Genomic DNA, 24,690 nt, shown 5'->3' with positions numbered 1-24,690 from the left:
GGCGGAGATAAGACGAATTCATGACGTGAAGGTGACAGTTTAACGACAGGCAAGGGGAAAATTAGCTTGAGGCGTAAATTTCCCTTTGTCGCCCGCGCGATTCGCGCTAAATTTTGAGTCGGTATGATTTCGGATAGATGAGTCCATGTGCAGATTTTTAACCTATAGCGGCCCCAAGGCGCTGATGTCCCCCCTGATCTTTAAGGCCTCCAACTCGCTGGTGATGCAGAGTAAATACGCCCAGAAACGTAAGGTGCCCACCAACGCCGACGGCTTTGGTCTGGGCTGGTATCCCACCCAGGATGACCCTATCCCGGCGACCTTCGTCAATGTGGATCCCGCCTGGAGCAACCGTAACCTCAAGATGATTGCCGAGAAGGTAGAGACCCAGCATTATTTTGCCCACGTGCGCGACGCCTCTAAGGGGATGCCGGTGAGTCAAGCCAACTGCCACCCCTTCTCCTGCATGCATTACCTATGGATGCACAACGGCCGCCTGGATCAGTTCGATAAGTTTCGTCGTCAGCTGCTCAATCAGCTCTCGGATCGCGCCTTTGCCTTAATTAAAGGTAACACGGACTCTGAATATGCCTTCGCCCTCTTCATGGACAAGCTGGAATTTGCCGAGCAGGCCAGTCTGAGTCAGCTGGAAAACGCGATGGAGGCGACCATCGCCTGCATCATGCGCCTACGCAAGGCAGCGGGTGCCGACACCAACGCCTTCATCAACTTTGCGGTGACTGATGGTAAACACACAGTAGTCACCCGTTTCGCCACGCTTGAGGGCGTCAAACCCGCCTCCCTCTTCTTCGGTCGCGGCAAGGTTAACGAATGCCTGGAGGGGATCGAATTTATCCCCCACACGGAAGCAGTTCAGGATACAGAACAGGCCAGCATCATCATCTGCTCGGAGCCACCAACGGATCAGAGCGAGCACTGGACCAAGGTGGAGCGCAACCACATGGTGAGCGCCATAGGCAACGAGCGGGTGAGTCAGCGCAAGCTGGACCTACCGTTTCAGTCCGAGCTTTAACCCAAGTTAGAGGACTCGCTAGCGGGCCTAGTCCGCCTAGCAAGGTTTTGTTACAAATCGGCTCGCCTTGCATTAGCCTAAGCGCAATAAAGCATTGGCCAAGGCGAGGCGAGATCCCGTACAATCATTCTTCTCCCAGATAACATCCCCATCACCTGTTATCACCCCCACAAATTGTCTTAAATTCGGTCACAAGAGGTATGAGTGAACAAAGCGTCGATCCCGTCATCTGAGCTTAGCCAACCCCAGGGCATCCCCAATCTGGCCCTGTTGATCCCCATGTTATCGGCCATCGTCGCCATCACGCCGCTGGCGATAGACATGTACCTGCCGGCCATGTCGACCCTGGCCGAAAGCTTCAACTCCAGCGTCACCACTGTGCAGCAGTCGCTGAGTCTCTATCTAGCGGGCTATGCCCTTGGCATGCTCACCTTCGGCCCCATCGCCGACCGCATCGGCCGCCGCCCCTTAGTATTACTTGGCTTAACCGGCTTTGGTTTAATCAGCCTGGCGCTGGCCTTCGTCACTAGCGTGGAGGTATTTCTGGGGCTGAGATTCCTGCAGGCCTTCATCGGCGCCGCCGCCACCGTAGTGGTGCCCGGCTACATCAAGGAGGTCTATGGCAAGAACACCGCCAAGGGGATGTCCTATGTCAGCCTGATCATGATGCTGGCCCCGCTCATCGCCCCCACCATGGGCAGCCTGATCCTCGAGCTGGGCGAATGGCACCTGATCTTCTTCATCTTGGCCTGTTACGCCAGCTTGCTGCTTATCCTGGTACTGACCAAGCTAAGAATGCCCAGCGACGCGCAAACAAGCGGCCGCAGTCAACGTTCCTTCTTCGGCGCCTATGCCGTGGTGTTTACCAAGCCTGGCGTCAAGCTACATATCGCCAGCGGCGTGATGACCTCGTTTGCCTTCTTCTGCTACCTCACCGCCTCACCGTTTGTCTACATGGAGGTGTTTGGTCTGGATAAGAGCCTGTTTGCCATCCTCTTTAGCACCAATGTCGGCGCCCTGATGCTGGCCAACGTGATCAACAGCCGCATCGTAGTCAAGTATGGCTCGCGCCGCATGCTAAAAGTAGCCACATTGCTGGCTGCCGTCGCCGGTATCGCTTTATTAAGCGTTAACCTGCTGGGACTCAGCTATCACTTTACCGTGGCGGCGCTCATCCCCTTCATGGGTTTCCTGGGCGTAATGTCTGTTAATGCCGACGCCATAGTGCTGATGAAGTTTCAGCAAGAAACCGGCACGGCGACGGCGGTGATCGGCACCCTGAGATTTGGCTTTGGCGCCCTGGCCGGCCCCCTGTTGGCGCTCTTCTACACTGGGACAGCCGTGCCCTTCTCGGCGCTCATGCTTGGCGCCGTGCTGCTGGTCGGCCTATGCCAATTCCTGGCGCATTCACAGCAAAGACAGGGCTAACGGTGCTGATACGTCAATTACCGCATTAACTTGCCACGCTTACGTTAGATTCACCGTCAAGCTCACCATTAACTTGAACTCTAAGATAACCGCCGCCCGATGACTCAATTGGGCGGCGATGCCATAAAATAACCTTCTGAGACTAAAGTCTACATCGCCCGATTAAAGATTAATGACGGCCCTCACCCCCCATCAAACCGCCACTTCGGCCAATGCCCATCTCACCTCGAACGTGAGTTTTGCTCAACTTGGCAAACTTTGCTGATAAAAGGCTTGAATTCATTCATCTATTGAATATGATGAAATTCTGTTCATTGGCAACAGTCACCCCAAGCCGACCGCTTTCGGGTGAAGCGCGAGTCTGGATTACCCTCCAGACTCTATGTTTAGAGCGATTACCGTCGCTGTATCAAGATACTGCATACCGTCGCGGTAACTTAAGAGGGATCACCAATGGAAAAACTTTCCGGCGCCAGCATGATCGTCCGATCATTAATCGATGAAGGCGTTAAACACATTTTCGGCTATCCAGGTGGCTCGGTACTCGATATTTACGATGCCCTGCACCAAAAATCCGGTATAGAACATATTCTCGTACGCCACGAGCAGGCGGCCGTTCACATGGCCGACGGCTATGCCCGCGCCACCGGCAAGGTGGGTGTGGTGCTGGTCACCTCGGGCCCTGGCGCCACCAACGCCATCACAGGGATCGCCACCGCCTACATGGACTCTATTCCGCTGGTCGTGCTCTCGGGACAGGTTCCCAGCAACTTAATTGGTAATGATGCCTTCCAGGAATGCGACATGATAGGCATCTCCCGTCCCGTGGTGAAGCACAGCTTCCTGGTGACAGACGCCAAGGATATTCCAGCCATCATCAAAAAGGCCTTCTATATCGCCTCCACAGGTCGCCCCGGCCCTGTGGTGGTTGACATTCCCAAGGATTGTCTCAATCCACAGATATTGCACGAATACCAATATCCGGATGAGATCAACATGCGTTCCTATAACCCGACAACGACGGGCCATAAGGGACAGATCCGCCGTGGCCTGCAGGCCCTGTTAAAGGCCAAGAAGCCGGTACTCTATGTGGGCGGCGGCGCGGTGATCTCGGGCGCAGACCAGCAGATCCTCAAACTGTCTGATAGACTCGGCCTGCCGGTCGTCAGCACCCTAATGGGGCTGGGCGCCTTTCCCGGCACTCACGCCAACAGCGTCGGCATGCTAGGCATGCATGGCTGTTATGAGGCCAACATGGCGATGCACAACGCCGACCTTATCTTCGGCATCGGGGTAAGATTCGACGATCGCACCACCAACAATGTGGAAAAATATTGCCCCAACGCCACGATATTGCATATCGATATCGACCCCTCCTCTATCTCCAAGACGGTCAGGGTGGATATCCCCATCGTGGGCTCGGCCGACAGCGTGCTCGATGACATGCTGGCCCTACTTGACGATGAGCCGTCGATGAAAAACGATGAAGGCGCCATCGACTACTGGTGGAGCGAGATCAATCAATGGCGCAGTCGCAACAGTCTGGCCTATGACAAGAGCAGCGAGCGGATCAAGCCACAGCAGGTGATCCAGACCCTGCACAAGCTGACTAATGGCGATGCCTACGTGGCCTCGGACGTGGGTCAGCATCAGATGTTTGCCGCCCTCTACTACCCCTTCAACAAGCCAAGACGCTGGATCAACTCGGGCGGCCTGGGCACCATGGGCTTTGGCTTGCCAGCCGCCATGGGGGTGAAGATGGCCAAGCCGGACGAGACGGTTATCTGCGTCACCGGCGATGGCTCAATCCAGATGAATATCCAGGAGTTGTCTACCGCGCTGCAATACGATACGCCGGTTAAAATTATCAACTTAAACAACCGTTTCCTCGGTATGGTGAAGCAGTGGCAGGATATGATCTACTCGGGTCGTCACTCCCACTCCTACATGGACTCAGTGCCTAACTTTGCCAAGATAGCCGAGGCCTACGGCCACGTGGGCATGACCATCAGCGACCCGGCCGAGCTGGAAGCCGAGCTCGAGAAGGCCCTTGCCATGAAGGACAAGCTGGTCTTCGTCGACATCAGCGTCGATGAGACAGAGCACGTCTACCCAATGCAGATCCGCGGTGGCGGGATGAATGAAATGTGGCTAAGCAAGACGGAGAAAAGCTAATGCGTCGAATTATTTCTGTATTACTCGAAAACCAACCCGGCGCCCTATCCCGTGTGGTAGGCCTTTTCTCCCAGCGCGGCTACAACATCGAGAGTCTGACGGTGGCACCCACAGATGATGTTACCCTCTCCAGGCTCAACATCACCCTAGTGGCCGACGAGGCAGTGCTGGAACAGATTGAGAAGCAGCTGCATAAGCTTATCGATATTCTCAAGGTGTCCAACATTACCGAGTCCAGCCATATCGAGCGAGAGCTGGCGCTGATCAAGGTGAAAGCCAAGGGCGCGGGTCGTGAGGAGGTGAAGCGCACCGCCGATATCTTCCGCGGTCAGATAGTGGATGTCACCTCTGAGCTCTATACCATTCAGATGGCCGGCACCTCGGATAAGCTCGATGCCTTCATCGCCGCCATCGGCGAGGTGACTAAGGTGATTGAGATCTCCCGCTCAGGTGTTGTCGGTCTGTGCCGCGGCGAGAAGGCGATGCGCGCCTAAGCGCATACCCAATCGTTAGCGACTAATCAATACTCACAAAAAACGCCAGCATTTGCTGGCGTTTTTACTTTCTTAATACAAGAGCTTTAAACCAAGAGTCTTAACACAAGAGCTTTAACCCAAGAGCCCTAACCCAAGGGTCCGACTTAAGTGCGTTAAACCAAGGGCCCTAATCCAAGTGTTCTAATTCAAAATAATCCTTGGATATTAAACAATTTATTTACCGCTTTCAGGATTAGCCGTTTCAGAATTAGCACTCTCGGCCAACTTAACCACCTCACCGGTCAGCGCCACACCCGCCATCAGGGCGCCGGCGCCACACTGGAAGGTCTCTTCGCTCGAGGTCAGGTTGTTCTTATAGTTAGACTTAATATTCACTATGGCGTTACCGCCCTGCTTCAGCGCGCTGTTTTTCAGGGCAATCATCGCCGACAGGAAGACCCATTCGCAGGCTTCCTGATCTGACTTATTAAACGCATTGGTCTTCTTGTTGGTCTTCAGCTCACCCAGTTTCTGCACAGGCTCACCATAGGCCTGCTCGCCAAAATAGAAGCTGACATCACTGCCCAGCTTGGCCTTGGCCGCCTCTGAATTAAGCACCGAGGCGATGTTATAGTTGCCGACATCATCTCTGGCAAAGGCCAGCGGAGAACATAGGGTCAGAGAGGTCAAACCTACAAGCAGTATCTTTTTCATCATTACAAATTCCGTTGATTTGGCATGAGTTAATCCTCACGCCGCGCACTAGTTCACACTAGCACTTCCATTAACATTACCAGACCGACAGTCCTGTCAGCGTCCAACTTGTTTCCCGGCGCGCTAGATTAACGCCAAGTTTGGCATAAACAGCCAAAGGCATACGCCGTGGGATTCGCCGAGCATAACCAACTCCATGGCTAAAGGTAAATAGCCAAAGGCAAACTTTGAGATAGGGCTACCTAAAAACCTGCCAGCTGGCTATCATGGCAGCAGTTAACGCCATCCCCTAACGGAATTCCCATTGAAAGCATTCGACTTTAACCTGCTTCCCCTGCTGGAGGTGTTGCTGGAGGAGCAGAGCGTCACGGCCGCCGCCGAGCGTCTGCATCTGAGCCAATCTGCGGTGAGCAAACAGCTCAATAAGCTCAGAGACTCCTTCGACGACCAGCTGTTCGAGCGCACCGCCCACGGCCTGCGTCCAACACCCAAGGCCAAGCAGCTGGGGCCGGAGATCCGTCAAATCTTGAGTCAGGTCTCCTCCCTCACCCGCCCCAGCGACTTCGATCCCTCCAAGAGCCATAGACGCTTTCGGCTCGAATTGGTAGAGACCGCCTACTCGCTGACCTACCCGCGCTTCATGCCCAAGCTGCTCAAGCAGGCACCTAAGATCACCTTAGACAGCCACACCTGGCATAGCGAGAGCATGGAGCGACTGCTGCGCTGCGATACCGATCTTGGCATCGCCTGCCGGGAATGGGACGAACGCTCGCTGCAGCATATCAACAACCTGCCCAGCGCCCTGCGCTTCGTCGAGCTGACCCGGGATCACTCCCTCTGTCTGGTGCGCGAAGGCCATCCCCTGCTACAAGAGGAGTGGAACCTGAGTACCTTTTTGAAGTATCGCCATCTGCAGGTCACCTTCGGTGGGATCTCCCACTGGCTGCTGGATGACGTGTTGCAGATGAAGCACCTCAAGCGGGACATCGCGGTCAACCTCACCGATTTTAACAGCGCCATGCAGCTCTGCGAGCAGAGCGACCTCATCCTCTGCTCGCCCGCCAAATACGCCAAGGTGATGATGGGGCAGTTTAAGCTGGTATCACTGCCGATCCCCACACAGATGGTACCCGGCACCTATGTGCTGCTCTGGCATAAACATTTCGATCTCGACCCCAGCCACCGCTGGCTCAGGGAGCTGATCATCGACTCGGTGCAATCCTAAGCTTCGAGAAAAAAAGATAAAAAAACGCCAGCGAGATGAATGCTGGCGTTTTTACTTGGAGATGGTGTCTTAAGCGCTAATGCCCAACTAGGAGCCTTAACTAGAAGCCTTCGACCCCTTTCATATCAGGTAAGTGGTGAGCAATACCCTTATGACAATCGATACAGGTCTTCTCGCCGCTGGCCAATGATGTGGAGTGCATATTGGCCGCACGTGTCGATTGACGAGTAAAGTCCATGTAGTCGAAATTGTGGCAGTTACGACATTCAAGCGAATCGTTGGCCTTGAGTCGTGCCCATTCATGCTCTGCCAGTTCGCGGCGCTTGGCCTCAAACTTGTCACGCGTGTTGATGGTGCCGAATACCTTGCCCCACACCTCTTTCGAGGCCTGCATCTTACGGGCAATCTTATCTGTCCAGTTGTGAGGCACGTGACAATCAGGACAGGTCGCACGCACACCACTGCGGTTGGTAAAGTGTATCGTCGACTTCAGCTCCTGATACACGTTATTTTCCATCTCGTGACAGCCGATACAGAAGGCTTCCTGGTTGGTGGCTTCCAGGGCGGTGTTGAATCCGCCCCAGAAGATCACCCCCGCGACGAAGCCGCCTAAGGTAAGAAAACCTAAGCTAAAATGCACGCTGGGTTTTCTTAACACCTGCCAGATTTTTTTCAACTTATCTAACATACGGCCGCTCCTAGTGCTTAGCTGCTTCAGCTTTAATCAAGTGGTCGATATCGATAAAGTCATTACCTACCAAGGTTTTTGCATCCAGCTGTGGCACATGGCACTGAGTACAGAAATAGCGACGTGGAGAAAGATCCGCTAAGAAGTTGTTTTCCCTGTCCATGTAGTGGGTCACACTCACCATAGGTGCCTGTGAGTCGCCAACACGCTTACGGGCGTGGCACGACATACACTTATTCACCTTCAGGTCTATCTGATAGCCGTCGATCTTATGGGGGATCACCGGCGGCTGCATCGGATAGTTACGCACCTGCTTAACGTCTGTGTTACGCACCTTCTGCATCACAGGCGGCGTCGGGTTAGTGTCGAGCGGCGCCTGCCTGAGGGTGGCAACCTTCTCATCGGGCACGCTGGCAGCCACGCTGCTAAAGGTCGCGCCGACAGAGAGAGTCACCAGAGTCGCCAAGGTTACAAGTTTCAATGATTTCATGGTGATTCTCCTTATGCCTTAACTACTTTAACTGCGCACTTCTTAAAGTCAGTCTGTTTAGACAAAGGATCCGTCGCATCTAGCGTCACCTTGTTAATCAGCTGGCTGGCGTCGAACCAAGGCACAAAGACCAGACCGACAGGCGGCTTGTTACGGCCACGGGTCTCGACACGTGTCTTGATCTCACCACGGCGAGAAACCACCTTCACCTCATCACCGCGACGCAGGCCGCGTTTCTTGGCGTCTTCTGGATGCATGAAGCAGACGGCATCCGGGAAGGCGCGGTACAGCTCGGGCACACGCTGGGTCATAGAACCTGAGTGCCAGTGCTCTAGCACACGACCGGTCGATAACCAGAGGTTAAACTCTTCATCTGGCGACTCGGCGGCAGGCTCATAAGGCAGCGCGTAGATAACCGCCTTACCATCTGGCTTACCGTAGAACTGGAAGCCTGTACCTGGTTTCACATAAGGGTCGCTGCCTTCGCGGAAGCGCCACTTGGTCTCTTTACCGTTAACCACAGGCCAGCGCAGACCGTGCACCTCATGGTAGGTATCGAAGTCAGCCAAGTCATGGCCATGACCGCGACCGAAGGTGGCGTACTCTTCAAACAGCCCCTTCTGAACATAGTAACCAAAGTGCTTGGCTTCATCGTTCATGTACTTAGGATCGGCTTGCTCCAGTGGGAACTTATCTACGTTACCGTTCTGGTAGAGTACCTGGAACAGCGTCTTGCCCTTGTACTCAGGGTTCGCCGCCAGCACCTCTTTTGGCCAAACTTCGTCTGTGGTGAAGCGCTTAGCAAACTCCATCAACTGCCAGAGATCTGAGCGAGACTCGCCCGGTGCCTTCACCATCTGATGCCAGAACTGGGTACGACGCTCGGCGTTACCATAGGCGCCCTCTTTCTCCACCCACATGGCAGTTGGCAAAATAAGGTCGGCAGCCTGAGTCGTCACCGTTGGGTAGGCATCAGACACTACGATGAAGTTTTCAGGGTTACGATAGCCAGGTAGACCTTCCTCGTTCATGTTAGGACCGGCCTGCATGTTGTTGTTCACCTGCACCCAGTAACAGTTCATGTCACCATCTTTGAGGCGACGGTTCTGCTCAACCGCATGGTAACCAGGCTTAGGCGGAATGATGCCATCTGGGATCTTCCAGATCTTTTCGGCAATCTTTCTGTGTTCTGGATTATTCACCACTAGGTCTGCGGGCAGACGATGCGAGAAGGTACCCACTTCACGGGCGGTACCACAGGCAGAGGGTTGACCGGTCAGCGAGAATGGGCTGTTACCCGGCGTCGAGATCTTACCTGTTAGCAGGTGAATGTTATAAATCAGGTTATTACACCATACACCACGGGTATGCTGGTTGAAGCCCATGGTCCAGAATGAGGTCACCTTGGTATTTGGATCGGCGTAGAGTTTCGCCAGTTCAATCAGCTTATCTTCCGGCACGCCAGAAAGCTTGCTGACAGAAGCCACGTCATAATCGGCAACGAAGGCCTTGAAGGCATCAAATTCGATTGGCGTAGACTTGCCGGCCGTCTTAACGTTCTTGGCTTTCTGCTGCAGCGGATGGCTTGGACGCAGGCCATAGCCGATGTCGGTTTCACCCTTGCGGAAGTTAACGTGCTTGTTGACGAAATCCCAGTTTACCGCATCGTTTTGAATGATGTAGTTGGCGATAAAGTTCAGAATAGCCAGGTCGGTCTGCGGCGTGAAGACGATACCGAGATCGGCCAGATCGAAAGATCTGTGGGTAAAGGTCGATAGCACAGACACCTTAACGTGTGGCGCGCTCAGACGACGGTCGGTGACACGGCTCCAGAGAATGGGGTGCATCTCAGCCATGTTAGAACCCCAGAGCACGAAGGCATCGGCGTTTTCCATGTCATCGTAACAACCCATAGGCTCATCGATACCAAAGGTACGCATGAAGCCACCTACCGCAGACGCCATACAATGACGGGCGTTAGGGTCGATGTTGTTTGAGCCAAAACCGGCCTTCATCAATTTAGAGGCGGCGTAGCCTTCCCATACTGTCCACTGGCCTGAGCCGAACATACCGATGGCGGTTGGGCCCTTCTTCTTGATGGTGGCTTTCCACTTCTCTGCCATGGTATCGAAGGCAGTGTCCCAGCTCACTGGGGTAAATTCGCCATGCTTGTCGTATTTGCCGTTGGTCATACGCAGCATAGGGCTCTGCAGTCTATCCTTGCCGTACATGATCTTAGACAGGAAGTAACCCTTGATACAGTTCAGGCCACGGTTTACCTCACTCTCGGCGTCGCCGTGAGTCGCAACCACCTTGCCGTCGCGTGTCGCGACAATGACCGAACAACCTGTACCGCAGAAACGACATGGCGCCTTGTTCCACTCAAGTTTAGTCTGCTCTGAACTGGTAATTAGGTTGCTTGCCGTTGCAGGCAAGGCCAAACCAGCCACTGAGGCAGCGGCCATGGCCGCATTTGCCTTCATAAATTCGCGTCGATTCATCTTCATTTTTCAACCTCTTCAAGCACTTCACTCTGGTGATACACCATGGCTGCGGACAGCACGCCCTCAATCTTGTTGATCGCCTCGATGTCAGCCATCAGGCCCTTCTGGGTCATGCCTTCCAGCACAACGACCAGCTTGACCTCATCGTTTACAGACAACTCAGCATTTTCCATCTTCATGATTGTCTGTCTGACACTCGACATAAATTCAGGCTTAACCTGAACCACTAAACTGGTGACGTGAAGTTCATTGCTCATTGACATTTACACTCTTAATAATTGTTCGAATACAGTGGGTTAACCTGCACCTGGCGGGCCGGTAAATATCTGGCTAAACCAGATAGCGAAGCCCAAACCAGAAACGAGTAACACTGACAGCAGGGGAGCAAGAAAAACGGTTAGAAACACAAATATTTTTAGCTCTAAACTTTTCTCTTCATTAGGTGTGGAACTCATGCATCCTCCAACGGGTCATGCCGGTTTTCATAGCAGATAAAGCAGGCTAGCCAGTGGTTGGTGTGGACCAATCAAACGATAAAACCATACTTTTCTTCCTGTTATTTATGGTATCAATAACTTCTTAACATTCTGTATACCCCTAAATCGGTAAATTCTATGCAGGTTTGATCTGGATCATCCTTTTGTCGCAGATAAAACCCAGATCACCTCTCCTAGACACGTATTTCGATTGAGAAAGCAACAAAATGAATAAATTAGCTATTCATAAACAACTAAAACATAGTCACAAAATGGCGATTTCGTAAGTCAAAATGTGATCTAAATCGTAAAAATATATCGATGGGGGTAGAGGGGGATTTAGTGGGGTAAAAAAAAGCACCCGTTGCGGGTGCTTCTCCAGTCTTTATGACAATAATCAGGCCTCGGCGATGCGGTTGAGGATGCGCTTCTCCGAGATGGGATAGGCGGTACCTAACACCTGGGCGAAACAGGAGACGCGATACTCCTCTATCATCCAGCGAGCCTCTTGCAGCGCCTCGGGCACAGCCGCGCTGCGGGGCACCTTGGCCAGCTGGGTTGCCAGGGTCTGTTGCACATTGTTGATGCTATGCAGATGCAGGCGGTCACGGTTAGGATCCACGGGAAGTTTATCTAAACGATTATCTATCGCCTTGATATACCTGATTAAATCAGAAAGTCGCTGCCAACCGCACTGCTCGACAAAGCCCTTGAATACCAGGTTATCCAACTGGGTCTGAATGTCACTCATGGCGAAGGCGATATCCAGGCTGATCTTGCCCTTGAGGCGCTTCTTCACCTTCTGATAAAGGGTCAAGATCTCCTCCACCTGCAGGGCGATCTTGGCCGCCGTGGGGTTGAGATCCTGACGCACCAGATCTTTGGCCTGGTCGAACTGCTCGGCGCTGCGCACATCTAAGCCCTTCTCATCCAGTAGCTGCTGCACCGCCGCCGACAGGATATCGTCGATCAGATACTGCACCTGGCCAAAGGGGTTGAAGTACATGGCCAACTTGGCCTTGTTGGGCAGGGTGTTCTGCAGGTGCTTCACCGGAGATGGCATGTTGAGCAGCAAGAGACGCTGCAGACCCGCCTTATGACAGCGGCCGGCCTCGTGCTCATCATCAAACAGCTTGATGGCCACGCTGTCTTTGTTGTCCACCAGCGCGGGGAAGGCCTTCACCTGGAAGTTACCCCGCTTCTTCTCATACTGTTTGGGCAGGTCGCCAAAGCTCCACTGAGTCAGCTCGCTTTGCTCTATACCGCTCTCGGCGACGTTGCGAATCGCCTGGGTTACCCTGCCCTGAAGCGTATCTTTTAGCTGCTCAAGCTCCCTGCCCTGTGCGATTAACTTGCCCTTGTCATCTTCCACCTTGAAGTTGATCAGCAGATGGGGGGCGAGCTGCGAGAGGTCGAAATCATCAACCGAGATACGCACGCCGCTCATGCGCAGCAGCTGCTTACACATGGCCTCCAGCAGACTCATCTCACTGCTGCTGTTCGTATTAGCCATCGCCTGTAAGCAGGCCCTGGCATAATCCGGCGCCGGTACGAAGTTACGTCTCAGCGTCTTAGGCAGGGACTTGATCAGCGCGGTGATCTTTTCTTCCCTGAGTCCAGGCACCAACCAGTCGAAGCCCTGGGCCTCTATCTGATTAAGCAGCGCGACGGGAAGATGCACAGAGACGCCGTCATCTACATCCGCCGGCTCGAAGTGATAACTCAGCGGCAGGTTAAAGTTGCCCTGATGCCAGCTGTCGGGGAAGTCCAGCGCCGAGACATGCTCGTCGCTGCGCTTCATCAGCTGCTCACGTTCAAAGTCCAGCAGATGCGGCTGGCGCTTCTTCTCCTGCTTCCACCAGGTCAGCAGCTTTGGCGCGTTGTAGATCCCTTCCGGGATGCGCGCCTCATAGAAATCCACCAGCGCCTGCTCGTCCACCAAGATGTCGCGGCGGCGGGACTTGTGCTCCAGCGCCTCGATATCGTCGATCAGGGCGCGGTTCTTAACAAAGAAGGCTTCCTTGGTGCGCAGCTCCCCTTCTGCCAGGGCGCTGCGAATGAAGATCTCGCGGGCCTCAACCGGCTCCACCGGGCCATATTGCACCCGGCGGCGATTGACTATGGTCAGGCCGTAGAGCAGTTGGTTCTCCAGCGCCACCACACTGCCCTGCTTGGCCTCGAAATGGGGCTCAACATAGCTTTTCTTCACCAGATGACCGGCCAGAGGCTCGACCCATTCCGGCTGGATCTTGGCGCAGCAGCGGGCAAACAGTCGCGAGGTCTCGGTCATCTCGGCGGCCATGATCCACTTAGGCCCCTTCTTGGCCAGCGGCGAGCCGGGGAAGACGAAGAACTTGCGGTTGCGCGCCCCCAGATACTCGTTGTCCTTATCCTTGAAGCCGATATGACTCAGCAGACCGGTCAGCAAAGATTTATGCAGCAGCTCATAGTCGGCGGGCTCGCTGTTGAGCTTCCACTTAAGGTCGTGCACCGCTTGTCGAAGCTGAGTATAGAGATCCTGCCATTCTCGCACCCGTAGGTACGCCAGAAACTCCTGCTTACACAGCTTGCGGAACTGACTGGCGGACAGAGCTTTCTGCTGCTCCTTGATGTGATCCCACAGCTTGACCCAGGCGATGAAATCAGAGTCCTTATCGTTGAAGCGTCTGTGTGCCTCATCGGCGGCCTGCTTCTTATCCATTGGGCGCTCGCGGGGATCTTGGATCGACAAGCCTGCGGTGATCACCAGAGTCTCATGCAGGCAGCCATATTCCTTGGCCTGCACCACCATGCGCGCCAGTCGCGGATCCACAGGGATACTCGCCAATTGACGTCCAAGTGGCGTGAGTTGCAACTGCCCCTTGTGTTTGCGCACCGACTGCAGCTCTTCCAGCAGCAGGAAACCATCACGGATATATCTGGCATCAGGCGGCTGGATAAAGGGGAAACCTTCGATGTCGCCAAGGCCGATGGAGAGCATCTGCAAAATGACAGAGGCCAGGTTGGTCCTTAGGATCTCGGGATCGGTAAACTCGGGGCGGTTGTTAAAGTCCGCCTCATCGTAGAGACGAATACAGATCCCCGGCGCCACACGGCCACAACGGCCCTGACGCTGGTTGGCGCTCGCCTGAGAGATAGGCTCAATAGGCAGACGCTGCACCTTAGTGCGATAGCTGTAACGGCTGATGCGAGCCGTGCCTGGGTCGATCACATACTTGATGCCGGGAACCGTCAAGGAGGTTTCCGCCACGTTGGTGGCTAGCACGATACGGCGTCCGCAATGACTCTTGAACACCTTGGACTGCTCACCATAAGAGAGACGCGCATACAGGGGTAACACCTCGGTATCTCGGTACTGCTGTTTGTTGAGCTGGTCCGCCAGGTCACGGATCTCGCGCTCGCCGTTGAGGAAGATGAGGATATCCCCCGGTCCCTCGGCCATCAGCTCCTCTACCGCAGCGAAGATGCCATCAGTGAGATCTAAGTCTTCATCCTGCTCGCCGACCAGCGGACGGTAGCGGGTCTCCACCGGATAGGTTCGACCCGACACCTCGATCACAGGCGCATTATTGAAATGCTTAGAGAAACGCTCCACGTCTATGGTGGCCGAGGTGATGATCACCTTAAGATCCGGACGGCGCTTGAGCACGCTCTTGAGGTAACCCAGGATGAAGTCGATATTCAGGCTTCGCTCGTGGGCCTCATCGATAATGATGGTGTCGTACTGATCCAGGTATTTGTCTGAACTCAGCTCTGCCAGCAAGATACCGTCTGTCATCAGCTTGATGTAAGAGGTCGGCTTGATGGCATCGGCGAAACGCACCTTAAAACCCACCACCTCGCCCAGTGGGCTATTGAGTTCCTCGGCCACACGGGTCGCCACGCTGCGAGCGGCCAGTCGTCTTGGCTGGGTGTGGCCTATCAGGCCGCGGGTGCCCAGGCCAAGCTCGAGACAGATCTTCGGCAGCTGAGTCGTCTTACCCGAGCCGGTTTCACCGGCCACTATCACCACCTGGTTATTGGCGATCGCCTCGGCTATCTCGCCGCGCTTTTGCGACACGGGCAAGGCGTCGGGATAGTTGATCTCGGGGCGATTCTGCCTGCGGCTCTCAACCTTAGCAGCGGCGGCAATGGCCTGCTCTTCTAGCTGGGCCAGCGCCTCATCTTTCTGCTCGCCGTCGGCTTGTTTTTTCAGTCTATGAAGGCGGCGCTTGATGCGAGAGGCATCGGCCTGAAAACACTGGTTGAGGAAGGCATGAGACAGGGGGTGACGTGGCGAATTCAAAGGAAAAACCCATATAGCAAAACACAAAGCAGGGATCCTACCAAGGAACGCGCCATTTTGATATGGAAAATCGCCTCTAGCGGGCGAATTTGTTCACCTGATTATCGGTTTTGCCGTGTGGTACTTGCCGATAAAAAGGTGAACATAAGCATCGACTTAGGCAGGTTTAAGATAACACTCCTGCATGGAGGTGTTGATCGCCCTCAATACGGCATTTCTGTCTATGATGCCGACCACCCTGCCCTGGTCGATCACAGGATAGATCTTAGGCTTGGGCAGCAGCATCTGCTCCGCCAAACTGATGATGGGCTCATCCTTGCTGACGGTAAGTACATCGGTGCGCATGCAGTCACTCACGTTCGCGGTGAGATCGCAGTGATAGGTACTCTTTAACATCACGGCTAAACAATCTTGTTGCGACAAAAACCCCACCAAATGACCCTGTGCATCGACCACGGCTGCGCCTAGTTTTTTTTGTGAGAGCAGCTTCTCGACCGCGGCCGCCAGTGTCATGTCTGCCTGTAATAACACCGGCTGGCGATCCATATAATCAACGACTTTCATCGATTCCATATTCTGACTCCTTAATCGTGTCCGCACCTTAAGTGTAATTAAGGTTGGTCTAAAAAGCCGAAGTTTTAACCAACTTTATTTATAAGCATACAAAACAAACATTTATGCAACAGGCATAAAGTTTGAAGCGGATCAAATGCCGCCAAAAAGTGGGACATTTTGACCCATGTTTTTAAATAAACTTGATCCAGCTCATAGCTATAGAAGGTGGAATGCCCTTGCGGATCACAAGGTTTATAAATGTTGACATACATCAACATTCGCACGGAATTTGAGGCCTAAACTAAGTTACTGAATCGTGCCACTACATTTTCGCATCAAAATGAAAACAAAGGGTTAACCATGGACACACATGCCGCCTTATATCAACAAGGCCAAGCACGCCTCGAAGAGTTACGTCGCTTGGCGCCTCGTCATGCTCAGACATTGCAAGACAAGATGGAAGAGCATGGAATCACCCGCCGAGACTTTATGAAATGGAGCGCCGCCGTCACCGCTATGCTGGCATTGCCGCTTCCCTTTAGCACACTGGTTGCTGAAGCCGCCGAGTTGGCGGACCGCGTACCACTGATCTGGTTGCACATGGCCGAATGTACCGGCTGCTCCGAATCTCTGGTGCGTGCAGACACCCCTAACCTCGACTCACTGATCTTCGACCATGTTTCATTGGAATACCATGAAACCCTGATGGCCGCCGCCGGTTGGCAAGCCGAAGAAAACCTGGAACACGCACTGGAAACCTACAAAGGTAACTACCTGCTGGCCGTCGAGGGGGCTATCCCTACCGCCAACAATGGTGCCTTCCTCACCGTTGGCTGTAAGGGTCACACCGGCCTTGAGATCATCAAGCATGCGGCCGAAGGCGCCGCGGCGATCATCTCTGTCGGTACCTGCGCCTCCTTCGGTGGCGTGCAGGCCGCAGCTCCTAACCCAACCGGTGCCAAGGGCGTCGATAAGGTAGTGAATAAGACAGTGGTTAACTTAGGTGGCTGCCCACCGAGTGAGAAGAACATTGTCGGCACCCTGATGTATTTCATCATGTTCGGCAAACTGCCTGCGCTGGATATGTTTAACCGTCCTAAGTGGGCCTACGGCGCACGGGTACACGATAACTGTGAACGTCGCGGCCGCTTCGATGCGGGCGAATTTGTCGAACAGTTCGGCGATGAAGGCGCGAAAGAGGGTTACTGCCTCTATAAAGTGGGATGTAAAGGGCCTTATACCTATAACAACTGCCCCACAGAAAGATTCAATCACCACACCAGTTGGCCGGTACTTGCGGGTCACGGATGTATGGGCTGCTCCGAGCCTAACTTCTGGGACGACATGGCCGACTTTGAAAAACCCCTTGGCAGACAGCTCCTTCACGGACTGGACGCAACGGCCGATACCGTCGGCGCAGTGATCTTGGGTGCCACAGCTGTAGGTATCGGCGCTCATGCTGTTGCCAGCGTATTTGCCAATTCGAAGGAGGACTAATTCAATGAGCAAACGTGTAGTTATCGACCCTATCACTCGAATCGAAGGCCATCTGCGCATCGAGGTCGAAGTCGACGAAAATAATGTTGTTCAAAAAGCCTGGTCCTCCTCCACCCTATGGCGTGGCATCGAAGTGATCCTCAAGGGACGCACTCCGATGGATGTGGGCCTTATCGTTCAACGTATCTGTGGTGTCTGTACCTATTCACACTATCGCTGTGGTACCGAGGCGGTGGAAAACGCCTTAGGGGTGAAGATTCCACTGAACGCCAAGTATCTGCGCTCGCTCATGCAGACCTCGCTCTATATGCATGACCACATAGTACACTTCTATCACCTCCACGGCCTGGACTGGGTGGATGTGGTCTCTGCGCTGAGTGCCGATCCGGCCGCCGCCGCACAGGTGGCCCTGAAATATACCCACAACCCAATCGCCGCCGGCGAAGGTGAGCTGCGCGCGGTACAAGAGCGCGTCAAGGGCTTCGTCGAAACCGGTAAACTTGGCCCCTTCGCCAACGCTTACTGGGGCAACGGCACCTATAAGTTTACCCCTGAGCAAAACCTAATCGCCCTGTCTCACTACCTCAAGGCACTGGAAGTACAGCGCGTTGCGGCCGAGATGCTGGCCATCTTCGGTGGTAAGCAGCCGCATCCTCAGTCACTGGTGGTCGGTGGTGTTACCTCGGTGCGTGACATGTTAAGCCCTGCCCGTCTGCAGGAGTGGAAACAGAAACACGCCATCGTGGCCGACTTTATCAACCGCGCCTATAAGGCGGATATCGTCATGGCGGCCGAAGCTTTCGGCGGCGAGCCTAGCGTGCTGGGCGGCGTCAACGTGAAGAACTTCCTGGCGACCAACGACTTTGTCCTCGCCGACGGTCAGTACATGTTCGACCAAGGTGTGATCATGAATGGCGATCTGGCTAATGTCACCGACATCAACCCAGATCTGATCAAGGAAGATGTGAGCCACGCCTGGTATGACGCAAGCGAACCACAGCATCCATATGACGGCACCACAATCCCAAACTACACAGGCTTCGTGGAGCGCGACACAGTCTACGGCAAACTGCCGACACTGGATGGCGACGGCAAGTACAGCTGGGTGAAATCACCCCGCTACCAGGGCGAGCCTGTCGAGGTAGGTCCACTCTCTAGCCTGCTGGTCAGCTATGCCCGCGGTAACAAGGTGGTGGTCGATGCGGTGAACGGTCTGCTGGAAGCCACTGGCCTGCCGGTTGAAGCCCTGTTTACCACGCTTGGCCGCACCGCGGCGCGCATGCTGCAAACCGTTATCGTGGCCGAGCAGGGTCTTAAGACCTTCGATGCCCTGATCAACAACCTGCTTGTGGATGAGGCGACCTATGTGAAGCCAGAGATCGACCCAAGCAAAGAGTATGTGGGTCACGCCATGATTGAGGCGCCGCGCGGCATGCTCAGCCACTGGATCCGCATCAAGAACGGTCTGGTGGAGAACTATCAGGCTGTGGTACCTACGACCTGGAACGCAGGCCCTGTGGACGCCGCCGGTAAGGTAGGTCCCTATGAGGCATCCCTATTGGGCCTCAAGCTGGAAGACCCAACCAAACCCCTGGAAGTGATACGTATCATTCACTCGTTCGACCCATGTATGGCCTGTTCGGTACACGTGATGGACTATAAGGGCCAAAATCTGGGTGAGTTCCGTATCGACCCAAACGGCAATAACTAAGGAGCAACTCATGGCTACAACCAATGTACCCTATGAGAGAGCCTTTATCTTCAGCGCCGCGATCAGGATTTTCCACTGGTTGCGAGCGCTCTCCATACTGGTTCTTGTCATAACAGGCTTCTATATTGCCTGGCCGTTTTTGGTGGCGCCGAGCAGCACGGATGTGTTGGTACAGGGATGGGTTAGATTTGCCCACCTGATCTTCGGCTTCGTGCTGTGTGCCATCACGCTTGCCAGGGCCTACCTGTTCTTCTTCAGCAAGAGCGACATAGAGCGGCGCTCCTTTAAGGATGTCGCCAGCGTCAACAGCTGGATAGTGCAGCTTAAGTCCTATCTCTGGATGGGACACCTGGATAAGAAAGGTGTGTATGGTCCCTTGCAATTTGTCACCTACTTTGCCGTGTCAGTGATCGCAGCGCTTATCTGCATCACAGGCCTGGCACTGTACGCCAACGTCTATCATCTCGGCCTTGGCGGCATGTTAGGCGACTTCGCGGCCTGGTTGACCGGCGCAATGGGCGGCCTGGCCCAGCTGAGGATCTGGCACCATTACTTTACTTGGGTGTTTATTATCTTTGTGGTGATCCACGTCTATATGGCGGTTTGGACCGGCATAAGATTTAAACATAATTCGGTAGATTCCATCGTCTCTGGCTATGACTACCATCCTAAGAAGCACTAAATAAGGGCGCCATGAAAATACTGTTACTCGGTATTGGTAATGTGCTGTACGCCGATGAAGGGATCGGCGTACATTTTGTCAATTACCTGCAAGAAAACTATCGCTTTAGCCATCCGTCGCATCAACTCGATGTGATGGATGGTGGCACCTTAGCCCAAGGGCTAATTCCCATTATCTGTAAATACGACTATCTTGTGGTGGTAGATACGGTCAACGCCCACGGCGTCGGACCAGGAGAGGTCTATTTTTTCGATTTCGACAAGGCTCCCAGCGAGATCGATTGGCAAGGAAGCGCACACGAGGTGGAGATGTTACAGACATTGACCATGATGGAGATGGTCGGAGACAGACCAAAAACTTTCGTACTTGGCTGCACGCCAACCGTACTCGAACCTATGACACTGGGGCTCACCCCGCGTGTCGCCGCCGCCGTTCCCCTGATGGAAACGACAATACTCACCCATTTCAAGTCCCTCGGATTCGAGATCGAACGGATCAACGACTTGGCTATTGAAACGCTCATTCCAGATTCTTATAAGCGCGGTGTAACCCTAGATGAAGACAATCAAATTTGAATTTACCTGCTCACGGCAGGTGCCGCTTTACGCGCATTTATGTAACCGATACCTAAATTATGGTGAACTAAATATCCATGTCGGTTACCAGGGCGGCGCCTATTTTATCGAGGCCGAGGGCAAACAGAGCGAGCTGGAAGCCCTGGCCGATGATATCGCCCAGGATTTTCTGATCTCCGTATGGCTCACCGATTCCCGCATCGCCCTGATCGACGCGCCGACCGGCAGCAAAGCCCCTTTGGCCACCCAGCCACTGGTGCAGGAGTTTTGTCAGCAGTGCGCGCCCCACTTTGGTGATAATCAGGCGCCAGAGTTTGGCCAGCTGGCTCTTGCCTGCGACTGTTGCCACGGCGAGCGCCGCATCCATCAGGATTATCGCGGCCTGACCGCTGGCGACATTCAGGCCATGTATCAGCGCCTGATGACCCAGGGCGAACTCGAGCTGGCAGGCGGCATTCGGCTAAGCCTGAGCCCGGTTGACAACAATCCCAATGGAAGTACCCATAAAAAGAGTCAGCGCCCTCGCCTGCTTATCTGTAATCCCAACACTTTAAATGCCCAGTTCCACCTCAGCGATCCTCAGGTGTTGGCGCTGTCGAGCATAGAGAAGCCACTCATCTGCGTACGGCCCATCAAAGATCATCCAAAGCTCGCCCAGCCGCTGTACGATCTCTGCTTCGCCTACAACCGCCTCTTGGTGATCCTGGCCGAGCATCTGCGCCAGCACGGCACAGACTGGGTCTATTTAACCGATCCCACCCAGGGCGAGGCACTTGCCTATATCGATGGCCAATGGGCCGAGATCCACACGAATGCGCCAAACGCCCTGCGCATCGACTCGCCCAAGCAGCCACTACATGACACTGTGCTGCTGGCGGGCAAGGACACCTATTACTACGCCAGCCACAGCGATAAACAGGGCGGCCACTACCTGCTGGAACAAGGCAGTGACGTCAAGAGCCGCCACGGCGCCATGACGCCTGCTATCTTGGGCGATGATGACCTTGCCCTGTGCGCCCTGCACAGCGTGAATCTCGAGCATGGCCTTGATAAGAACAGCGCCATCATCTACCTCAGCCGTGACCATGGCGGGCAGATCTACACCTTAGATGGCAAGTGCGAGGCCGAGCGTTTCTTTGCCCTGCCCGAGCTGCCGGAAAACGGCTATGAGATCTATCATCAATTGGAGCAGAGCCCCCAGCGCAAGGTGCTGGAGAAGTTTAAGCAGCGCTACCCCGAAGATTATCTCAGGCTACTGGACCTTAAGCTTCCCAATGAGCGCCACAGTTTAAGCGCCCTATGGGCGGTGGGCGCGGTGATCCTGGGTCTCGAGAGCCGTTCCTTGAGCGTTGGCGATCTCAACGACGCCCTGATGGCCGCTGCCATGGCCCATCGCGGCAGTAACTCGCCGCGCATCGACTACCCGCTCACCCGCGGCGAAGCCTATCGCAGCCTCAACTGGTGCAAGACGCTGGGCAGCCTGATCAGCTTCCGTCTGGCCGACGACAGAGACAGCCAGAAACTGGCCTTTGGCATGCACGACTCCTTCGCCGACTACCTGGCAAACTGGATTGAGCATCTGGATCTCAACCTTGGGGTCAAATCGGTGGCCCTGGCCGGCAGCGAGTGGGTAAACCCCCTGCTGTGTCAGCGGGTCGCCCTGCGGGTCGGCAAGAACTTCCCCCTCAAACACAACCAGCTGCTGGAGATCGATGGCAACAACCATGCTATCGGCGCCCTGCTGCTGAAGAAACGCAGGCTGTAGCATGTCGAGCGGGTTACAAAGGTCCATGGCATCGACCAAGCGCGTACGACTGGCGGTAACGGGTATCGTCCAAGGGGTTGGTTTTCGCCCCTTCGTCTACCGCTGGGCGACTGAGCTTGGTCTGCTGGGCCTGACCTTCAACCACAGTAAAGGCGTGACGGTGGAGCTGCAGGGCAGCGATGCTGCGATTAACGCCTTCGTCGAGGCCCTGACCCAGACGCCGCCGTCACTTGCCCGCATCGACAGCCTGAGTGAGACTGAGCTGCCGCTTGAAGAGTGCAACAGCTTCGAGATAGTGCACAGCCAGGCGGATGCCAAGGCGGTGGTGGCCGTCTCCAGCGACAAGAGCAGTTGCCAGGAGTGTCTCGATGAGATCATGGATCCCGGCAACCGTCACTATCAGTACCCTTTTACCAACTGCACTAACTGCGGCCCCAGGTATACCCTGATCCGCGCCCTGCCCTATGACAGGCCCAACACCGCCATGGCCGAGTTCGTCATGTGTGATGCCTGCGCGGCGGCCTATCAGAATCCGCTCGACAGGCGCTACCACGCCCAGCCGGTGAGCTGCCCCAAATGCGGCCCACAGCTCAGTCTGCTGGCACAAGATAAGCGTCTGCTTGGTGAGCGTAACGCCGCGCTGGACCTGGCCGTAGAGCTGCTGGCAAAGGGCAAGACCCTGGCCATCAAGGGACTAGGTGGTTTTCATCTGGTGTGCGATGCCACCAATGATGAGGCGGTGATGCAGCTGAGATCCCGTAAGCAGCGCCCGGCCAAGCCCTTCGCCGTGATGTGCGCCTCGCTCGACATGGCCAAGACACTGGCCTGCGGCAGCGATGCCGAGTGGCAACTACTGCAAAGCGCCGAGCGGCCCATCACCCTGCTGCAAAAGGCGCTCAACAAAGATGAATCCAGTAGCGATGCGCTGAGCAGCGACACCCTAAGTCCGGCCGTGGCCCCCGGCATCGACAGACTCGGGCTGTTTCTGCCCTACACGCCGCTGCATCAACTGCTGCTCAGCAGGCTAAACCGTCCGCTCGTGGCCACCAGTGCCAACCGCAGCGGCGAGCCCATCATCACGCACGGCGAGCAGATCTTCGAGCGTCTGGGTGAGGTGGTCGATGCCGTGCTGGATCATAACCGCGAGATCCTTAACGGCTGTGACGACAGCGTGGTGCAGATGGTGGATGACAAGTTGCAGGTGATCCGTCTGGCGCGGGGCTATGCGCCGCTGACCCTGGCGCTACCAGAGGAAGTCCCCCAAGAGACGCTGGCCGTGGGCGCCCAGCAGAAGAACAGCATCGCCTTCGGCTTCGATCACAACCTGGTGCTTAGCCCGCACATAGGTGACCTTTTCAGCCTGGAGGCGGAGCAATACTTCATCGACACCCTGGCGACCTTTAAGCGCCTGTATCAGTTCAGCCCCAAACACCTGGTGAGCGACAAGCACCCCGATTACGCCTCGACCATCTGGGCCCAGCGGCAAAAGGATGCGCAAGGCATAGCCTACACTCAGGTGCAGCACCACTACGCCCATATCCTCAGCGTCATGGCCGTCAATCAGAGAGTCGACAAGGTATTGGGTTTCAGCTTCGATGGCACGGGTCTCGGGGATGAACGCCAGCTCTGGGGCGGCGAAGCCATGCTAGCCGATATCTCAGGTTTCCAGCGCGTCGCCCACCTTAGCCCAATGGCGCTGATCGGCGGCGAGCAGGCGATTAAGGATCCCCGCCGCATCATGCTGGCGCTGCTGTTCGCGCGCTACTCGCCTGAACAGATAAAGGCGCTGCCACTGGCATCGCTTGAGGGACTGCCAGCCAGCCTCATCGGCAACCTGCATACCCTGTGGCAGAAAGGCGTCGCGACCCAGATGACCAGCTCCATCGGCCGTCTGTTTGATGCCACCGCCTGCCTGCTCGGCCTGATGCAGACCACCCAGTTTGAGGGTCAGGCCGGCATGTTGATCGAGGCCAAGGCCAATGAGGTCAGCGAGGCGCAGTTAGAAAGCGAGCTCGCGGCGGCGGATCTGGCCTTTGGCCTGAGTGAGAAAGATGGCGTATGGCAGCTAGAAGCCCTCTGGCCGCAGATGGTCAATGCCCTGCTCAAATGGCAGCACAAGCCCGAAGGCATAAGCCTTATCGCCCGCGGCTTCATGAACGCGCTGGCCCAGGCGGTCACCGACTGCGCCATCAAGCTTAGCGGCTTAGATGTGACGCTTTGCGGCGGCGTGTTTCAAAACCGCTATCTGCTCAGCGAGACACGTAAACGCCTAGAGATGGCTAAGATTAAGGTGCTCGATTCGCACCAGGTACCGGTTAACGATGGCGGCATTGCCCTGGGGCAACTCTGGTACGCCATACACAAACATTAACTCGGCTTAAGCCGCGCCCTAAATCGCCCTGCGATAAGCG

Annotated in this window: 19 protein-coding genes; 11 read left to right on the top strand and 8 right to left on the bottom strand. The window is 55.1% G+C overall.

Features of this window, described 5'->3' with window-relative positions:
* Nucleotides 1-145 precede the first annotated feature (145 nt).
* The 4 genes from K0I63_RS09105 to ilvN all read left to right on the top strand — a co-directional run bounded on the left by K0I63_RS09105 (nt 146) and on the right by ilvN (nt 5,130).
* Nucleotides 146-1,033: a class II glutamine amidotransferase gene (locus K0I63_RS09105; protein WP_220083205.1), complete on the top strand. Its 888-nt coding sequence runs from the start codon at nt 146-148 to the stop codon at nt 1,031-1,033.
* Between the two features lie 204 nt (nt 1,034-1,237).
* On the top strand, nt 1,238-2,461 hold the full coding sequence (locus tag K0I63_RS09100) for a multidrug effflux MFS transporter (RefSeq protein WP_220083204.1): 1,224 nt from the start codon (nt 1,238-1,240) through the stop codon (nt 2,459-2,461).
* A 453-nt stretch (nt 2,462-2,914) separates the two neighbouring features.
* Nucleotides 2,915-4,636 carry an acetolactate synthase 3 large subunit gene (locus tag K0I63_RS09095; protein ID WP_220083203.1) on the top strand — a complete coding sequence of 574 codons (1,722 nt, stop codon included), beginning with the start codon at nt 2,915-2,917 and terminating at the stop codon, nt 4,634-4,636.
* Entirely contained in the window at nt 4,636-5,130 is a 495-nt protein-coding gene (gene ilvN / locus K0I63_RS09090; protein ID WP_220083202.1) for an acetolactate synthase small subunit, read from the top strand. The genes K0I63_RS09095 and ilvN overlap by 1 nt, the downstream gene beginning before the upstream one ends.
* 216 nt (nt 5,131-5,346) lie before the next feature.
* Here ilvN and K0I63_RS09085 read toward each other — a convergent pair whose 3' ends face one another.
* Nucleotides 5,347-5,829 (bottom strand): excinuclease, encoded by a 483-nt coding sequence (locus tag K0I63_RS09085; protein WP_220083201.1) that lies wholly within the window; start codon nt 5,827-5,829, stop codon nt 5,347-5,349.
* Nucleotides 5,830-6,130: 301 nt separating this feature from the next.
* On the opposite strand from K0I63_RS09085, the gene K0I63_RS09080 reads away from it, so the two are divergent.
* The gene (locus tag K0I63_RS09080; RefSeq protein WP_220045018.1) at nt 6,131-7,051 is read left to right on the top strand and encodes a LysR family transcriptional regulator; all 921 of its coding nucleotides are present in this window, start codon (nt 6,131-6,133) and stop codon (nt 7,049-7,051) included.
* A 100-nt stretch (nt 7,052-7,151) separates the two neighbouring features.
* Here K0I63_RS09080 and K0I63_RS09075 read toward each other — a convergent pair whose 3' ends face one another.
* The 7 genes from K0I63_RS09075 to K0I63_RS09045 form a co-directional block, all read right to left on the bottom strand.
* Nucleotides 7,152-7,739 (bottom strand): cytochrome c3 family protein, encoded by a 588-nt coding sequence (locus K0I63_RS09075; RefSeq protein ID WP_011865570.1) that lies wholly within the window; start codon nt 7,737-7,739, stop codon nt 7,152-7,154.
* Nucleotides 7,740-7,749: 10 nt separating this feature from the next.
* Nucleotides 7,750-8,229, bottom strand: a complete 480-nt coding sequence (locus tag K0I63_RS09070; protein WP_011865569.1) for a nitrate reductase cytochrome c-type subunit — start codon at nt 8,227-8,229, stop codon at nt 7,750-7,752.
* An 11-nt stretch (nt 8,230-8,240) separates the two neighbouring features.
* Complete coding sequence (gene napA, locus K0I63_RS09065) at nt 8,241-10,730, bottom strand: nitrate reductase catalytic subunit NapA (RefSeq protein WP_220080810.1); 2,490 nt, start codon at nt 10,728-10,730, stop codon at nt 8,241-8,243.
* A gap of 2 nt (nt 10,731-10,732) precedes the next feature.
* On the bottom strand, nt 10,733-10,990 hold the full coding sequence (locus K0I63_RS09060) for a chaperone NapD (RefSeq protein WP_041406610.1): 258 nt from the start codon (nt 10,988-10,990) through the stop codon (nt 10,733-10,735).
* A gap of 39 nt (nt 10,991-11,029) precedes the next feature.
* Nucleotides 11,030-11,188, bottom strand: a complete 159-nt coding sequence (locus K0I63_RS09055) for a nitrate reductase (protein WP_011865566.1) — start codon at nt 11,186-11,188, stop codon at nt 11,030-11,032.
* A 418-nt stretch (nt 11,189-11,606) separates the two neighbouring features.
* Entirely contained in the window at nt 11,607-15,494 is a 3,888-nt protein-coding gene (gene hrpA / locus K0I63_RS09050) for an ATP-dependent RNA helicase HrpA (RefSeq protein WP_220083200.1), read from the bottom strand.
* Between the two features lie 156 nt (nt 15,495-15,650).
* The gene (locus K0I63_RS09045) at nt 15,651-16,067 is read right to left on the bottom strand and encodes a CBS domain-containing protein (RefSeq protein ID WP_011865564.1); all 417 of its coding nucleotides are present in this window, start codon (nt 16,065-16,067) and stop codon (nt 15,651-15,653) included.
* 342 nt (nt 16,068-16,409) lie between these two features.
* Between K0I63_RS09045 and hyaA the strand changes: the two genes are divergently transcribed.
* From hyaA to hypF, 6 genes are read left to right on the top strand one after another with little or no spacing between them, the layout of a single operon-like run.
* Nucleotides 16,410-17,546, top strand: a complete 1,137-nt coding sequence (gene hyaA / locus K0I63_RS09040; RefSeq protein ID WP_011865563.1) for a nickel-dependent hydrogenase small subunit — start codon at nt 16,410-16,412, stop codon at nt 17,544-17,546.
* A gap of 4 nt (nt 17,547-17,550) precedes the next feature.
* Complete coding sequence (gene hyaB / locus K0I63_RS09035; protein WP_220083199.1) at nt 17,551-19,257, top strand: nickel-dependent hydrogenase large subunit; 1,707 nt, start codon at nt 17,551-17,553, stop codon at nt 19,255-19,257.
* A 10-nt stretch (nt 19,258-19,267) separates the two neighbouring features.
* Entirely contained in the window at nt 19,268-19,939 is a 672-nt protein-coding gene (gene cybH / locus K0I63_RS09030; protein ID WP_220080602.1) for a Ni/Fe-hydrogenase, b-type cytochrome subunit, read from the top strand.
* 11 nt (nt 19,940-19,950) lie between these two features.
* Nucleotides 19,951-20,514 (top strand): HyaD/HybD family hydrogenase maturation endopeptidase, encoded by a 564-nt coding sequence (locus tag K0I63_RS09025; protein WP_144198992.1) that lies wholly within the window; start codon nt 19,951-19,953, stop codon nt 20,512-20,514.
* Nucleotides 20,495-22,279 (top strand): NiFe hydrogenase, encoded by a 1,785-nt coding sequence (locus K0I63_RS09020; protein WP_220083198.1) that lies wholly within the window; start codon nt 20,495-20,497, stop codon nt 22,277-22,279. Before K0I63_RS09025 ends, K0I63_RS09020 begins: the two co-directional genes overlap by 20 nt.
* Nucleotide 22,280: 1 nt before the next feature.
* Nucleotides 22,281-24,650 (top strand): carbamoyltransferase HypF, encoded by a 2,370-nt coding sequence (gene hypF, locus K0I63_RS09015; RefSeq protein WP_258406976.1) that lies wholly within the window; start codon nt 22,281-22,283, stop codon nt 24,648-24,650.
* The last annotated feature ends 40 nt before the right edge of the window (nt 24,651-24,690 follow it).

This window comes from Shewanella rhizosphaerae, from assembly GCF_019457655.1.
Lineage (GTDB): Bacteria > Pseudomonadota > Gammaproteobacteria > Enterobacterales > Shewanellaceae > Shewanella > Shewanella loihica.
Note: the sequence above shows the minus strand (reverse complement) of the source record. Positions and strands in the feature narration are given on the sequence as shown.

What these genes read in the sequence shown, in the direction of transcription:
- K0I63_RS09105 (WP_220083205.1), top strand. Translation starts at nt 146, where the DNA reads ATGTGCAGATTTTTAACCTATAGCGGCCCCAAGGCGCTGATGTCCCCC.
- K0I63_RS09095 (WP_220083203.1), top strand. Translation starts at nt 2,915, where the DNA reads ATGGAAAAACTTTCCGGCGCCAGCATGATCGTCCGATCATTAATCGAT.
- ilvN (WP_220083202.1), top strand. Translation starts at nt 4,636, where the DNA reads ATGCGTCGAATTATTTCTGTATTACTCGAAAACCAACCCGGCGCCCTA.
- K0I63_RS09085 (WP_220083201.1), bottom strand. Translation starts at nt 5,829, where the DNA reads ATGATGAAAAAGATACTGCTTGTAGGTTTGACCTCTCTGACCCTATGT.
- K0I63_RS09075 (WP_011865570.1), bottom strand. Translation starts at nt 7,739, where the DNA reads ATGTTAGATAAGTTGAAAAAAATCTGGCAGGTGTTAAGAAAACCCAGC.
- K0I63_RS09070 (WP_011865569.1), bottom strand. Translation starts at nt 8,229, where the DNA reads ATGAAATCATTGAAACTTGTAACCTTGGCGACTCTGGTGACTCTCTCT.
- napA (WP_220080810.1), bottom strand. Translation starts at nt 10,730, where the DNA reads ATGAATCGACGCGAATTTATGAAGGCAAATGCGGCCATGGCCGCTGCC.
- K0I63_RS09060 (WP_041406610.1), bottom strand. Translation starts at nt 10,990, where the DNA reads ATGAGCAATGAACTTCACGTCACCAGTTTAGTGGTTCAGGTTAAGCCT.
- K0I63_RS09055 (WP_011865566.1), bottom strand. Translation starts at nt 11,188, where the DNA reads ATGAGTTCCACACCTAATGAAGAGAAAAGTTTAGAGCTAAAAATATTT.
- K0I63_RS09045 (WP_011865564.1), bottom strand. Translation starts at nt 16,067, where the DNA reads ATGGAATCGATGAAAGTCGTTGATTATATGGATCGCCAGCCGGTGTTA.
- hyaA (WP_011865563.1), top strand. Translation starts at nt 16,410, where the DNA reads ATGGACACACATGCCGCCTTATATCAACAAGGCCAAGCACGCCTCGAA.
- hyaB (WP_220083199.1), top strand. Translation starts at nt 17,551, where the DNA reads ATGAGCAAACGTGTAGTTATCGACCCTATCACTCGAATCGAAGGCCAT.
- cybH (WP_220080602.1), top strand. Translation starts at nt 19,268, where the DNA reads ATGGCTACAACCAATGTACCCTATGAGAGAGCCTTTATCTTCAGCGCC.
- K0I63_RS09025 (WP_144198992.1), top strand. Translation starts at nt 19,951, where the DNA reads ATGAAAATACTGTTACTCGGTATTGGTAATGTGCTGTACGCCGATGAA.
- K0I63_RS09020 (WP_220083198.1), top strand. Translation starts at nt 20,495, where the DNA reads ATGAAGACAATCAAATTTGAATTTACCTGCTCACGGCAGGTGCCGCTT.
- hypF (WP_258406976.1), top strand. Translation starts at nt 22,281, where the DNA reads ATGTCGAGCGGGTTACAAAGGTCCATGGCATCGACCAAGCGCGTACGA.